At 55.1% G+C, this 14,289-nt stretch carries 10 protein-coding genes; 7 read left to right on the top strand and 3 right to left on the bottom strand.

All coding sequences use genetic code 11. The features are described 5' to 3' along the window. Window positions 1-31: 31 nt before the first annotated feature. The 3 genes from J4772_RS28020 to J4772_RS28010 form a co-directional block, all read right to left on the bottom strand. On the bottom strand, window positions 32-829 hold the full coding sequence (locus tag J4772_RS28020; RefSeq protein ID WP_209072384.1) for a DUF4367 domain-containing protein: 798 nt from the start codon (window positions 827-829) through the stop codon (window positions 32-34). Next, the gene (locus J4772_RS28015) at window positions 822-1,397 is read right to left on the bottom strand and encodes an RNA polymerase sigma factor (RefSeq protein WP_116063618.1); all 576 of its coding nucleotides are present in this window, start codon (window positions 1,395-1,397) and stop codon (window positions 822-824) included. Before J4772_RS28015 ends, J4772_RS28020 begins: the two co-directional genes overlap by 8 nt. A gap of 938 nt (window positions 1,398-2,335) precedes the next feature. Beyond that, window positions 2,336-3,274, bottom strand: a complete 939-nt coding sequence (locus tag J4772_RS28010) for a hypothetical protein (protein ID WP_209072383.1) — start codon at window positions 3,272-3,274, stop codon at window positions 2,336-2,338. 369 nt (window positions 3,275-3,643) lie between these two features. On the opposite strand from J4772_RS28010, the gene J4772_RS28005 reads away from it, so the two are divergent. From J4772_RS28005 to J4772_RS27975, 7 genes are all read left to right on the top strand, one after another. Then, window positions 3,644-6,454: a beta-galactosidase gene (locus J4772_RS28005; RefSeq protein WP_209072382.1), complete on the top strand. Its 2,811-nt coding sequence runs from the start codon at window positions 3,644-3,646 to the stop codon at window positions 6,452-6,454. Between the two features lie 23 nt (window positions 6,455-6,477). Further along, window positions 6,478-7,389: an ABC transporter permease gene (locus J4772_RS28000; RefSeq protein WP_116063616.1), complete on the top strand. Its 912-nt coding sequence runs from the start codon at window positions 6,478-6,480 to the stop codon at window positions 7,387-7,389. Window positions 7,390-7,402: 13 nt separating this feature from the next. After that, window positions 7,403-8,308 (top strand): carbohydrate ABC transporter permease, encoded by a 906-nt coding sequence (locus J4772_RS27995; RefSeq protein WP_116063615.1) that lies wholly within the window; start codon window positions 7,403-7,405, stop codon window positions 8,306-8,308. Window positions 8,309-8,440: 132 nt separating this feature from the next. Then, a complete protein-coding gene (locus J4772_RS27990; protein ID WP_209072381.1) occupies window positions 8,441-10,042 on the top strand; it encodes an ABC transporter substrate-binding protein in 1,602 nt (533 codons plus the stop codon). Window positions 10,043-10,139: 97 nt separating this feature from the next. Then, the gene (locus J4772_RS27985; protein ID WP_209072380.1) at window positions 10,140-11,162 is read left to right on the top strand and encodes a LacI family DNA-binding transcriptional regulator; all 1,023 of its coding nucleotides are present in this window, start codon (window positions 10,140-10,142) and stop codon (window positions 11,160-11,162) included. An 835-nt stretch (window positions 11,163-11,997) separates the two neighbouring features. Then, window positions 11,998-13,095, top strand: coding sequence for a WG repeat-containing protein (locus tag J4772_RS27980; protein ID WP_209072379.1), 1,098 nt, complete (start codon window positions 11,998-12,000; stop codon window positions 13,093-13,095). Window positions 13,096-13,209: 114 nt separating this feature from the next. Further along, entirely contained in the window at window positions 13,210-14,244 is a 1,035-nt protein-coding gene (locus J4772_RS27975; RefSeq protein ID WP_116063610.1) for a LacI family DNA-binding transcriptional regulator, read from the top strand. Window positions 14,245-14,289: the final 45 nt, after the last annotated feature.

Raw genomic sequence — 14,289 nt, 5'->3', positions numbered from 1 at the left:
TCTGCGATAGACGGCGCCGTTCTTTTTTTTGCTACTTGCTGCGCATCCCTTCGTAAATTAGGGCAAGTTCTTCACCTGTGAATGTACCGCTTATAGCGAAGTGGATACCATTGGTAATTGTCTCCAACGTACTTGTTCCACCTTCTCCCGTTATGAGAATGGCTGGTTCATCATCTAGCTGCAAGCTTTGAACGGCTACGTTGTCCTGAATATTTTTGGCTCCTAAGCCCGCACCGGAACCGACCCTCTGCATAATGACGGATAAGCTGGAGTCTAGATTTGACCGAAATCTGAAAATGGCATAATCGGACTTTTCCTTATCTTCGGAGAAGTACAGGGATGCATGATCAAATGAAAATCCCGCCGGAAGATAACCGAATGCCGGAGCGCGAAAAGACAACAGGCTGCTTGCTTGAGCTTCCGTAACGGTTGCTACGATAGTCGAATCGTTAAGCCTTTCGAAAGACAGTCCTTCCAAATGCGCAGGAGGGGGCAAAGTTTTCGCTTTGGAGGGCTCCTTCTCGTCGGACCGGCCGAAAATCAAGTTCATCAGTCCCGACGGATATTCTTTGATCGACGCGTAAATCGGTTCGATCGCTTTGACTGCGCGGTCATTGCCGAATAGGAGCGCTCCAAGCGACAGAGAACCCGCGACGATTGCCAGCTTGGACAGGATGGAGCGCATGCTCCTTCTGCGGCGTCTGGCGTTTAAGCGGCGCTGCACCTGCTGCCAGGAAGCTTGGTGATCGACGGTCAGATTGTCTTCGCCGGACTCGTGAGCGGCTTCAAACGCGGCGTCGAACAGCCGATCCATTTGCGCATTATTCATCGCGGTTCCCCCATTCCTTGAACAGTTTGCGCTTGAGGTAGCTTCGAGCCCGGTGCAGCTTAGTTTTGACTGCGATCTCCGTATCTTGAACCTCTAGTGCAATTTCCTTGTAAGAAAGACCCTTCTTCCATTTCAGTTCGATCAGCGTGCGCTGCTCAGGTTTCATTCCCATCAAATGCCGGGAAATTTGTTCTTCCAGCGATTTCGCTTCGACCTCCTGCTCGACCGATGCGGCCGCCGCGTGCATGTACGGTCCTCCGTCCCACGTGAGTTCGAGACTGATATCGTTTTTCCATTTTTTTTGCTTGCGTATGTAATTTATCGTCAAGTTTTTGGCAACAACCTTAATCCAGGCCTTGATGTGCTCCTCGCTTTCAGCGGGCGGTGATTTGGCGAGCGTCTTCATGAACGCCTCTTGAATAATGTCCTCGGCAGAGGGATGGTCGTTGATCATATACATGATTGGCTTATATAGGAAATGGTAAAACTCACGATAGATTTCTTCTTGTAGCGCCGCGTTCAGCGTATGAAAACCCGGTCCGAGCAGAAGGAGCAAATTTCGTTGCATACGAGCTTCACCCTATTCCAACGTCATGATGTTAAACATCGGTCAACCCTTTTCCCTAAGTGTAGTCGAAATAAAGGGGCTAGAGAAGCTAATTTTGTAAGCAAAACGGTTGGAACGGGGCTTTGGGCCGGATATTTGTCTAATACTTGTCCCGATTTAATCCAAAAATTTACCCCCGATCCAAAAAAATCTTCCGATTGATAGGAGGATGGAGGGGGAGAGAGGAACTGTGAGGCTGCTGTCCTATAAGCGGAGTTTCATAATGGTCGTTAATTAAAGAGGTGTATATACCTCAGGACTTGATCATGATCTATAACACTTCCAGATAATTGCTAGATGGTACCGGTATAATCGTTGATGACGCTTTAGTGACATACAGTCCCTGATATTGATTTATACGTTTTTCCCCACAAAAGTTCGTCGTTTGAGCCTGAGTAGAGCAGCTTTGCATGGTTTTTCGGACAAAAGTCCGCGTTTCTCGCCTGATTCGAGCTGAGTTGTACGATTTTCCGAACAAAACAAACTTCCCTACGTAAACTTTTTTTGGGCAAATAGTTAGACTCGTAGTAAAGGTTAAATTTCCAGAAAACTGGAAGCTTTGTGGGACATGATTCGCCTGGAGACTGCCTCATACGCTCCTGAAACCTTGTCACGGGTTCACCCATTCAACATTCAGGAGCGTATCGCATGGAGGGAAGTATATACACTTTCGCCTTGTTTATCGAATACCTTTCTGAGCGACTTAGTCGGCTTAGGGGCCAGCCCCGAAACGGGGATACAGCAAGGCTGCATATTCCGAACTACGGCGGAAGAATGCGGCGTGCTCGAACTGCAGGCCGACTCAGTCGTCTTACAGCGAATAAATGCGGCATGACGCGGCTGCAAGCCGACTGTATCGGCTTCGAACGGAAACGCATTTTACTTCAGCGCGCAACTGCTCAGAGCGGAACCGGGATCGCGCCTGTCGAAGAATAATAGAGCTCCAAGCCGACGATGCTTCCCGGTTCGGCGGGAGAATCGAGCAGCGTCTGCGGTATGACCCGGCCGTTGTACCGAAGCCGGACTTCAACCGGACCGGAGATCGGGATGCCCGCGACATTGCGAATAAATCCGTTAGGCCCGAATTCGACAAGTCCGGTCGAGGCGAGCGCTTGACGAATCGTGATCCCCGGGTAGAACGGCGCATAGTTCGTGTAGTCGACCCTAGGGAAGGCGGTTCCCCCCGTAATCCGAACCGTCACGAACGCAGGAGGCACGGGTTGAGGCTGAGGACCCGGAATCGGAATCGGGATTGGAATGGGAATCGGGATCGGTCCAGGCCCCGGAAACGGTGGAAAAGGTCCGGGAAACGGTGGAAAGGGTCCCGGAAACGGCGGCGGAGGGGGCGGGAAAGGTCCGGGCCCGGGAAAGGGTGGCGGTGGCGGCGGGAATGGTCCGTGACCCGGTCCGCCCCCAGGGCCGTGACCCGGTCCGCCCCCAGGGCCGTGACCCGGTCCGCCCCCAGGGCCGTGACCCGGTCCACCCCCAGGGCCGTGACCCGGCCCGCCTCCAGGAAAGTGACCCGGTCCGCCCCCAGGGCCGTGACCCGGCCCGCCTCCAGGAAAGTGACCCGGTCCGCCTCCAGGACCGTGACCCGGCCCGCCAAGCAAGTTTCGTTCCTGCTCTTGCGGGAATACCCACCATGGAATCGGCCGGGTCGTACGAGGCTCCGTATCCTCGTTCTGATGCAGATGCACAATTTCCTCTTTGTTGGTCTCTTTTTTATTCGTTTTGTTCACTGTGCTCTTGGAAAAGTTCGGCGCTGACAGCTTGGCCTTCGGATCAGCGGGCGCTTTGCGCAGCAGCGGCTTGACGTCCGTCGATCGTAATTTCGCCATTGTCGTTCCTCCTCGCTCTGGGCGTATGACGTTAATGCAGGATATGCGCCTACCTGATCGCGGGTGCAGATGCCATGTTTCGTTCTACTGCAAACCGTTCGTTAATTCTGGGGCAAGCCCAAAAAAAATGTAAAACGAATCCAGAAAAATTGTTGACAGAAGAGAAATGGCAGATTATATTCTAGATGAAAGCGCTTATCTGAAATGTAACCCGTTTCACTAGGGATGACTAAGGATGCTTCTTTAGACAGCATCCTTGTTATTTCGACATAATGTAACCGGATTCATGAAACGGGTTTCATAAACGAAAGGTTTTAATAAGGCAAGTACTTACGGGTTTCCTGGGTTCGGGAAAAAGGAGGAAAACGAATGTTGCCAAGCGTTGCTTCCGTTCAATTGTCTCAAGAGGCTCTCCGGATTCGCGGACAGGCGAAAATCGTCCTCTGCGCTTCCGTCTTTTACTTCCGAATCCCCCGGGAGCGGTGGGCGGAACGGTTGTCCGCGCTTCGGGCGCACGGGTACGAATGCGTCGACGTTTACTTTCCCTGGAACTATCACGAGGAGTCGGAAGGGGTATGGCGCTTCGACGGAAACCGTGATGCAGGCGCCTTTCTGGACGCCGTACGTGAAGCGGGTCTGCTCGCTGTCGCTAGACCGGGACCGTACATTTGCTCCGAATGGGACGGCGGCGGTCTTCCTGCTTATCTGCTGGCCGAGGAAGGCATTCGCTTAAGGGATAACGATCCCGTCTATCTTCGGCACGTCTCTCGCTGGTACGATTTTATCTTGCCGGTTATACGCGGACACCAGCTGTCCGAAGGGGGCCCGATCATTTGCGTGCAGCTGGAGAACGAGCTGGACTTTTACGGCTGCCAAGACCCTGCCGGATACATAAAGGAGCTGCGGGATATGGCGCTGGGGCACGGCATCGACGTGCCGCTCATCGCTTGCGCCGGTCAAGGCGGATTGTTCGAGGCGACGGGCGATATGGAAGGCGTCGTCCCGACATGCAACTTTTATCCGAACGACCGGGACCCGGAGTTCGAGGAGAAGGCGCTCGGCTACCGAGAGCGGCTCGCGGAGCGGAACTATCCGCTGCTTGTGACCGAGACGAATCGATCCCATTTCCTGCTTCGCAGGCTGCTGGGCTGCGGCGCCAAGATGCTCGGCCCGTACCTGCAGGTGTCGGGAACGGATTTCGGCTTCTCGAACGCGACCAATAATTGGGGCGATCCGCTCGCTTTCCTGACCTCCGACTACGACTTTGGAGGAATGATCTCGCCCGAGGGCCGCATTCGTCCGGAGGCTTACGAAGGCCGGCTGCTCGGAAGGCTGATCAATGCGTACGGCGAATCGCTCGCAGAGGCGGTTCCGCTGACCGGAGCCTCGCCGTTCGGTTTGGGGACGGGAGCGCCGGAAGCCGTGCTGAATCCCCGGGCGCTCCGGCTGAGCCGCGGAGGGCAGCTCGTATTCGTTCATCATGCAGGCGAGAGTACCGGGGAGGAGGAAGAGGAGCGGTATTCGCAAGTTCCGTTGCTTCTCCCCGACGGAAGGGAAGCGGCGATCCGCCTGGCAGCCGGCGAGTCGGTCGCGCTCCCGGCGAACGTGCCAATCTCCGGATGGGGGACGCTGCTGCATTCGACCGCAGAGCTGTTTCTGCGCCAGGAAGACGAGATGGGGCTTCTGATCGCTTTCCATGCGGAGGGATCGGGCGAATTGGCTTTCGGCGATTGCGCAGAACCCCTCGTCTGGGAGACGGAGGAAGCCGAGCTTGTTGAGGAGGAGGGCCGGATTCGTTTTGCGTTCGGGGAGCGGAGACCGGCATGGATCCGCGCTCAGGCTCCGGACGGAGCCCGCTTGACGCTGGCGATCGTCGACAGGGCAACCGCTCTTGAGGCCGAGCGGATCAAGGCGAACGGAGAGATCGAAACGAGGAAGCCCGAGGAATATTCCGACCAACCTGTCGACACGCCCCTTCGGTGGACGGCGGTCCGGGCCGATCCGTCGACGCCTCCCGGCGGGGCACAATTCCGTTCCGTCCCGCATCTGAACTTCCTTGAAAAGCATGGCATCTACCGAGGCTATGCCTGGTATGAAGCCGAGCTCGGAGAAGCAGCCTCGGGCGAAAGAAAGGGCTGGTTGCTTCGCAGGGCGAGCGACGTTCTGTCGCTCTACGTCGACGGCGCGTATCGCGGAACCTACGTTCCAGGCGGCTCCGACCGCTACGTGGAATCGCCGGAAGCGGCGGCCCGCAAGCTGATCGTCAGGGCGGAGATATGGGGGCATTCTAATTTCCACGACATTCGCCAGCCCGGGCTCGACATCTCATCTTCGAAAGGGTTAAAGGACATCGTGTCCGTCGCCAGGGTTCATCGTCTGGGAGGCAATTGGCGCACGCAATACGTCAGAGGGGCGCAACGGGAACGGCTCGCCGAATGGGCAAGCGCTGAGCTGGACGACCGCTCATGGCCGATCTCCGGCTTCGGGGGCTGGCTGTCTGCGGAGAGACCGGCGTTCGAATGCTTCAGACGTTCGTATCCGGCTGCGCCGGGCGCGGATTCTTGGACGATTCACTTCCAGGGACTGCAGGGACTTGTTCGCCTCTTCGTGAACGGAGCCGACGCGGGAAAGGCCGATCCGTACGACCCTTATTTGGATATTACGCCGTATGTCGTTCCGGGCGAGGACGCGCTGTTGGCGGTTTTCCTGGAACGCACGACGGAAGCCGGGGCGGGAGACGTGCTCGTCTATGAAGGAAACGTCGCCGGGAAGTGGCGGTTGGCCGGGGCAGCCGAGCCGGAGCTAGCGGCAGAAGCGCGCGTCCGATCCTCCGAAGCTTCGGGAGAAGCCGTGCGCTGGCCCTGTAAGCTAGAGCCTGGAGAGATACGCTGGCTGTTCGCTCCGGCTCCCGCCTCTCCGAGCATCGAAGGCTGGCGCGTTCGCGTTCACGGAACCGGCCTGAAGCTAAGCGTCCTGGTTGGCGAACGCCTCGTCTCGCGTCTGTGGCTCGAAGGGGGAGCGGAACGTCCGAGCATGCGAGGGGGAGAAGCGAACTCGTTCTGGATTCCCGGTCCTTGGCTAGGCGACGGCGGTTCGGGGGAAAGGCTGTCGCTTCTGCTCGAGGCGGTCGATGCGCATGCGGCCGGCTTGCTTGAACGGCTCGATTTTATACCGGCCTGACCATTCCGGAGGAGGTGCCGCCGATGCTGCTACAACGGCTATGGACTCATCGCACGCTGCTGCTCATGTGTTGTCCCGCCATCGTATTCTTCCTCGTTTTTGCCTACTTGCCGATGCCGGGCCTGTACTTGGCTTTCATTAAGTACAACTACACCGACGGGATTTTCCGCAGTCCCTTCGTCGGATGGGAAAACTTCCGTTTTCTCGTCATTAACGGAGACTTGGCGCGTCTGACAATCAACACGATTTTATACAATCTGGCATTCATCCTGCTGGGCAACGCTCTGCAAGTATTCGTAGCGGTACTGCTCAACGAGCTGCGGAGAAAATGGTTCAAGAAAATCGCCCAGACGTTTCTCTTTCTGCCCTACTTCATCTCCGCCGTGCTCATCGGGCTGATCGCGTACAATTTTCTCAGCTATGACTACGGGGTGTTGAACAGCATTCTCGTTTCCCTAGGGCTTGATCCCGTCAAAACGTATTCCAATCCGCACATCTGGCCTTTCATCATCGTCATCGTATACCTATGGCAGACGACGGGCTACGGCTCGATCATTTACTTCGCGGCGATCATGGGCCTCGACCACGAGATCGTGGAGGCCTCGGAGATCGACGGAGCGAACGCGCTGCAGCGCATCGTTTACATCGTCCTTCCCTGGCTCAAGCCGACCTTCATCATCCTGCTTCTCTTCTCTCTCGGCGGCATCCTGAAGGGCAACTTCGGTCTTTTCTACAACCTCGTCGGAGCCAACAACACGATGCTGTACCCAACCACCGACATTATCGAAACCTACGTTTTCCGCTCGTTGATGAACAATTTCAACTTCTCCACGGGAAGCGCCGTCAGCCTGTACCAGTCCGTCTTCGGTTTCGTAATCGTCGTAACCTGCAACTGGGTCGTCCGTAAAACATCCCCGGACCATTCTTTGTTCTAGGAGGGCGAAAGTGATGGAACAAATCTCCCGAAGCATTCGCTCGGGCGCCTCGGAGCGCCTCGTCCGTCTCGTCGGCTATGTCTTTATCGGCGCATTCGCCCTCGCGTGCGTGTTGCCGTTCGTGCTCGTCCTAGGTACGTCGCTGACTACGGAACGTTCGATCCAGTCGAGCGGCTTCAATTTCTGGCCGAAGGACTTCACACTGTTCGCGTATCGGATCGTCTTCGAAAACCCGAACCTCGTCATCGGCGCCTACATCGTAACGATTCTGCTCACCGCCGCCGGAACCGTAATCGGACTTTTCCTCGTTGCTATGACCGGGTATGCGCTGCAGCGGCCGGACTTTCCATACCGGAACCGAATTTCCTTCCTGATTTACTTCACGACTTTGTTTTCCGGAGGCCTCGTCCCGTTTTATCTGTTGATGACGCAGTATCTCGGTCTGAAGAACAATTACCTCTCAGTGCTGCTGCCCGGCCTGCTGACTCCGTTTCTTATCATCATGATGAAGGCGTTCGTACAGTCGATTCCGCATGCGATCACCGAATCCGCGAAGATTGACGGGGCGGGGGATTTCATGATTTTCCGCAAGCTGATTCTGCCGATGACGACTCCGGCTCTGGCCACGATTGGGCTGTTTATCGCGCTCGGCTACTGGAATGAATGGTACAACGCGATGCTGTTCCTGACCTCGGACGTGGAATACCGGCCTCTCCAGCTGTTTCTGTACAACGTGATCACGAGAGCGGATTTTATCCGCAACTCCTCGGCCGCTTCCAACGTTCCGCTACGCGATATGCCGCTCGAATCGATGAAGATGGCTACGGCGATCGTAGCTACGGGTCCCGTCATTCTGTTTTACCCGTTCGTGCAGAGGTATTTCATTAAAGGACTCACCGTCGGCGCGGTCAAAGGTTGAAAACCGCCCCGACGGCGGCAAGGCCGAAGCAAGGTGTGCCGGAGACGCCGTCAGGCGAAGCTCCTTCACATATTGGTGAAACCGGTTGCAGAAATGGCGTGGAAAATTCGAAGTTCTAGGGGAGGAAGAAGGATGTTCAGAGGCAAAAAGGTTCTGTTCGCGGTATTGTCGCTCGTTCTTGTCGTCGCTTTGGCCGCATGCAGCGGCGGGAAGGGAAACAACGGAAGCAAGGGAAGCGCCGAGTCGTCCGGCAGCCAATCGCCGTCCGCTGCAGCATCGACGGGGGACGGAGGCGTAGATACGTCGAAGTTCGTGAAAATCAGCTACCTGGTGCTAGGGGACAAACCGACCAACGGCCAATTCGAAAAAGTGTTCGAGAAGGTCAACCAGCTTATGCGGGAGAAAATAAATGCCGAACTGGAATGGAAATGGATCGAATGGGCGGACTGGCAGACGAAATACAACCTGACGCTCGCATCGGGGGAACCGATCGACCTGATCACGATAGCGACCGACTGGCTTGATACGTGGAACAACACCCAGCGCGGCGCGTTTATGAATATCGACGATCTGCTGCCGACATACGCACCCCGAACGTGGGAATCGATCCCTTCGGAGGATTGGGAGGAGAGCAAGTTCAACGGCAAGATCGTGCTAATACCAGAAAACGACTTTACCCAGTGGGTAAACCACGGCATCTATTATCGCGGCGATTGGGCAAAGGAGGCCGGGATCAACGAGCCGATCAAAGATTTCGAGATGCTTGGCAAGTACCTTCAGTACGTGAAGGACAGCAAAGAAGGCGTTGTGCCTTGGGATACGCAGTCGGGCGGCATCGGGCCCTACATCGGCTTCACGCAATCGTACACGGATATGCTGGAGCTGCCGATCGGCACCGGCTATATGCCGGTATTTCACGCCAAATCTTACGACGAGAAATATACCGCCACTAGTCCGATCTTCGACGACGTGTTCCTGAATATGGCGACGATGATGAAGGACTGGGCCGATAAAGGCTATTGGCGCGAAGACGTCCTGAACTACAAGGGGGATACAAGATCGCTGCTGAGAGCCGGATTGACCGGCACGGACCAGCATCATACCCAGACCTACGCTTCGCTGCGGGTAAACATGGATAAGGATCAGCCGGGCTCGGAGCTGCTCATGTTCCCGTTCTCCCGTACGCGCGGCAATCTTCCGGAGCTGTCCATTACCCATGGAGGCACTTCCGTTGGCGCGCACAGCAAAAATCCGGAAAGGGCGCTTATGGCGTATGACTTGATGCGCAACGATAAGGAAATCTATCAGCTGATCAACTTCGGACTGGAAGGAGTCCAATACGAGCTCAAGGACGACAAAAGAGTGCTGCCGGCCGGCTACGACGAGGCCCGCGACGCCTATTACTCCGATTTCTGGGGCGGACGCGTCGATCGTTTCGAAATTCCTTCGGACACGGTGTGGGACGGCATCTCCACGCTATACCAGGAATACGACAGCTACAAGGAGCCTTACCCCTACGGCCGATTTATTTTCGACAAATCCAAGATCGACGCCGAGCTGACGGCCATCTCCCAGGTGACGGGAGAGTTGGGGCCGGCGATCCTCTGGGGCAAAGCCGGAGATCCGGCCAAGGCGGTGGAAGAATTCCGCGCCAAGCTGAAAGCCGCAGGGTACGACAAAGCGATTGAAGAAATTCAACGTCAGCTGGACGAATTCAAGAAGCAAATCGAATAAATCGAACGGCCGTTTCGTTCCCGGATTTTACTTTCCATTACTAGGAAGAAAATGCTATGATGAACGAAAAAGTCGGCTGTGCTAAGGATGGATGGTTTTGAAGCAGGTAACGATCTACGATATCGCCCATGAAGCAAGAGTCTCGGTCGCAACGGTGTCGCGAGTGCTTAACAACACCGCGCCAGTCAAGAGTGCGACTCGGGACAAAATTATGGAGCTGATTCACAAATACCAGTTCCAACCGAATGCCCTTGCCAGAAGCCTGTCGAAAAAAGAAACGGGAACGATCGGCGTCATTGTGCCGGACATTACGAATCCGTTTTTTCCGGAGGTGTTCTCGGGAATTGAGCAGGAAGCCAGGGACAAAGGATATACGTTCCTGCTGTGCGATACGACCGGCAGCTACGAGCGTGAGTCTCAGTATTTGAACATTTTGCGGGAGAAGCAGGTAGACGGCATTTTGTTTATGGGGGGGCGGATCAATCTGTCCCGCTGCAGTCCCGAGATGGCCGAGGAGGTGCGGGAGGCTGCGAGTCGCACGCCGCTCGTTCTCATTAACGGCAACCTGCCCGGAAGCCCGCTGCATCGCGTGTATATCGACGAGACCAAAGGCGCCGAGATGGCGACCCGTTATCTGATCGGACTTGGACATCGGGAGATCGCGTTTATCGGCGGACACGACAATATGTCGACGACGGCGCAGAAGGTTCGAGCGTTCAAGAAGGTCATGCAGCAGAACGGCCTGGATATTCCCCGGGAGTGGGTGCTGAACGAGGATTTCTCGATCGAATCGGGGAAGCACCTTATGAAGCGTCTGCTGGAAGGGCCGCGCAGACCGACCGCGGTGTTTTGCGTGAACGATTTTACGGCGGTCGGGGCGGTGAAATCGGCGGCCAGGGCGGGCTATCGTATTCCGGAGGATCTATCGATTATCGGATTCGACGACATCCCGCTCGCCACCGCGATCAATCCGGAGCTGACGACGGTTTCTCAGAAGATGGAGACGCTCGGCCGGATGTCGGTCCAGGTGCTCCATAAGCTGATCGGCAAGGAGAAGGTCAAGAAGCAGACGGTTATCGAACCTGAGCTGATCATCCGTGAGAGTACGTCGCATCGTTGATTTTGAGGGCGATGAGCCGTGTGTCGTCAACAGGTTAGCGCTACAACTTGGGCCTCTCCGCGACTCAGGCGACTAAGACGACTCAGGCGACTCAGATTGTATTTTTGGTAAAACCGAGGCTTGGGGCCGAGACTTTAGTGCCATCCGAGCTGTGGAGTGCGGGACGGGGGAGCGAAGGCCAAAAAAGTGCCCTGACGATGGCGGAATGGGGGAGCGGAGGCCAAAAAAGTGCCATAATGTCCAACGACCGGGGACGCACCGTGCGCTTAACCTGAAAACATAGAGGATAAGCTTCAGGCTGCCCTCGAAGGGGCTGTCCCATAAGCAGAGTTGCTTTGAGAAGATCGATAGATAAAGCAAGGGGGATGTGCCTCCCTGGAGATTGCCTCATACGCTTCTGAAATTACCCTGTAGCGGGTTTACCTATTCAGGTTTTCAGGAGCGTATAGCATCTGAAGGAGGTACATACCCCTTTGCGCCTTTATCAGCGATTATCTTCCAGGCAACTTGGTTGGCTTATGGGTCAGCCTTTTCGTTATTTCTTATGAGCGAACGGGAATCGCGCCAGTTTCGGCAGGAGAGTCGGGCAGCGACTGCTTGATGCCCAGGCCGTTGTACCGAAGCCGGACTTCGATTCCTCCGATGATCGAGATGACCACGATATTGCGAATAGAGGCGTGAGGCAAGAATTCGACAAGACCGGTCGAGGCGAACGCTTGACGAAGGCCCCGTTTCCTCGGTTGGATGCAAATATCGGATCATGGAACAACAAAAACGGTTGAACCGGCGTCTAATAGATAAATAACGAAGTTAACTAGCTAGGGGAGTGGGGAAGTTGTTGAGAAGAATGGCCGGAATCGCAGGCTTGGCGGTCATTTTGTTCGGAGTTGCGGGAACGGGGCACGGACAGGGTCAAGCGATTGCCGCAGAGGCGGACGTTGCCTGGAAGTCGGCGACAGATCAAGTGTATCTCATAGAGGAGCAGGGGAAATATGGATTCATTAACGGCAGAGGCGAGATTGTGCTCGAGCCGGTGAACGACAGTCTTGTATACAATACGCAGACCGGGGGCTCCGTGTATTATGTCGAAGACGGCGCCGCGAGGAAGCAAACCTATTTCGACTTGACGGGTAAGAAGCTGTTCGAATGCGCGTTCAGGGCTTGCGGAATTCCGTACGACGGATTGGCGCTATATATGGAGAAGGTTAAGACAGCCGACGGGACCGCCGCCACCCGGTACGGTTATATCGACATGCAGGGGAAAATAGTCGTTCAACCGATTTACCATAAAGCTTTCCATTTTTCCGAAGGTCTGGCTCGAGTGAATCAAGGGAAAGCCTCCGGGTATATCGATACGAAAGGCAAGCTGGTCATTCCCTATCGATTTAGTCAAACGTCAGACTTCTCCGAAGGAATGGCGGCTGTCAGCTTAACGGTAGGCGGCAAATACGGATATATCGACACTTCCGGCAAGCTCGTCATCCCTCCCCGATTCGACTACGCTACGCCGTTCTCCGACGGAGCGGCTGTCGTTAGCGTAAACGGCAAATACGGATATATCGACAAGACGGGCAAATACATTCAGAAGCCTCAGTTCACCATGGCGCAGCCTTTCTCCGAAGGGCTGGCATTCGTGGAGCGCAACGGGGGAAGGTTCTATATCAACAAGAAGGGCGAGAAGGTCATTCAAAATATTACAGCCGGAGGGCTGTTCTCCGGCGGTTTGGCCCCGGCCAGTCGCAGGTACACCTACGGCTATATCAATAAGTCCGGCACGTTCGTGATCAAGGATCAGTTCGAATGGGGCAACTCCTTCAAGGGAGATCTGGCGGAAGTCTATTTGCCCAGTTCCGAATCGCCGGGCTACGTGAGAGGATTTATCGACCGCAGCGGAACAATCGTATGGCCGTACGATTATAAGATTGGACAATAGTGGGAGAAAAAGAAAGCGGTATAACGCTTTCTTTTTCTTATTGACAATTTGAATAGTCCCCGCTTATAGTTTAATTAAACGTTTAACCGAAGGGGGTCTGAGTGGGAGGAGATCATGAGGAAAATTACGATAAAAGACGTAGCCCGCAACGCCGGAGTATCCATCGCAGCCGTATCGTATGTCCTCAACGGCAAGGAGAGCAAAGTGTCGCAGGACACGATCGCGAGAATCCACGAATCGATCAAGGAACTGAACTACATTCCGAGCATTACGGCAAGGGGATTGGTCAAGAACACCTCGGAGCTGATTGGCGTCATCATTCCCCAGACAGAGGACCATAAGCAGCTTGTCTTCGAAAACCCGTTCTACAGCGAGATGATCAGCGCAATAGAAGCGGTTGTTCGGGAAGACGGTTACCACATCATCCTTGCGGGCGTCGACAAGGGTAAAACGTATCTCGATATTTCCACCTCGCGCAACTTGGACGGAGCCATCATTATGGGCATCTACTCCGAGCAGCTGTACGAAGAATGCAAGCAAGCGAACATCCCGATCGTGCTTATCGACAGCTATGTGAACGACAGCGACTTCACGAACGTCGGCATCGACGACGAACTGGGCGGTTATATGGCCACGAAGCATCTGATCGATAACGGTCATCGCAATATCGGACTCGTCACCGGCATGATCCGCAAGGACGGCGTTGTGGAGAAAAGATTTCTCGGTTACAAGCGCGCTTTGCAGGAGGCCGGTTTGTTCTACAATCCGGACTACGTGTTCGAAAATTCGGTCAGCTATACGCACGGCCGCAGCTCGGGAACTTTGATCGCGGAGAAATATCCGGAGATTACCGGAGTGTTCGCCACGGCGGACATGGTGGCATTCGGACTGATTCGCGGCATCAAGGAAGCCGGCAAGGAAGTGCCCGAGCATATTTCAGTCGTCGGTTTTGACGACATCTCGATGGCGCATATGTTTTTGCCGCCGCTGACGACGGTTAGACAACAAATTTTTCTCAAAGGCGAAACCGCAGCGAAGCTGCTGATCGACCAGATTCGCAAAAAACGCGGAGCGAAGGCGCACGGCAAAAAAAGAACGAACATCCCGCTGGAAATTGCGGATCGGGAGACGGTGCGCAAGCTGCATTAAATCTAAAGCCGGGCTTCGCAAGCAAGCGGATCAACCGTAAGACCG

It is taken from the genome of Cohnella sp. LGH (assembly GCF_017671885.1).
Classification (GTDB): Bacteria; Bacillota; Bacilli; order Paenibacillales; family Paenibacillaceae; genus Cohnella; species Cohnella phaseoli.
The sequence above is the reverse complement of the archived record's forward strand: the minus strand, read 5'-3'. Positions and strand labels throughout refer to the sequence as shown.

What these genes read in the sequence shown, in the direction of transcription:
- J4772_RS28020 (WP_209072384.1), bottom strand. Translation starts at nt 829, where the DNA reads ATGAATAATGCGCAAATGGATCGGCTGTTCGACGCCGCGTTTGAAGCC.
- J4772_RS28015 (WP_116063618.1), bottom strand. Translation starts at nt 1,397, where the DNA reads ATGCAACGAAATTTGCTCCTTCTGCTCGGACCGGGTTTTCATACGCTG.
- J4772_RS28010 (WP_209072383.1), bottom strand. Translation starts at nt 3,274, where the DNA reads ATGGCGAAATTACGATCGACGGACGTCAAGCCGCTGCTGCGCAAAGCG.
- J4772_RS28005 (WP_209072382.1), top strand. Translation starts at nt 3,644, where the DNA reads ATGTTGCCAAGCGTTGCTTCCGTTCAATTGTCTCAAGAGGCTCTCCGG.
- J4772_RS28000 (WP_116063616.1), top strand. Translation starts at nt 6,478, where the DNA reads ATGCTGCTACAACGGCTATGGACTCATCGCACGCTGCTGCTCATGTGT.
- J4772_RS27995 (WP_116063615.1), top strand. Translation starts at nt 7,403, where the DNA reads ATGGAACAAATCTCCCGAAGCATTCGCTCGGGCGCCTCGGAGCGCCTC.
- J4772_RS27990 (WP_209072381.1), top strand. Translation starts at nt 8,441, where the DNA reads ATGTTCAGAGGCAAAAAGGTTCTGTTCGCGGTATTGTCGCTCGTTCTT.
- J4772_RS27975 (WP_116063610.1), top strand. Translation starts at nt 13,210, where the DNA reads ATGAGGAAAATTACGATAAAAGACGTAGCCCGCAACGCCGGAGTATCC.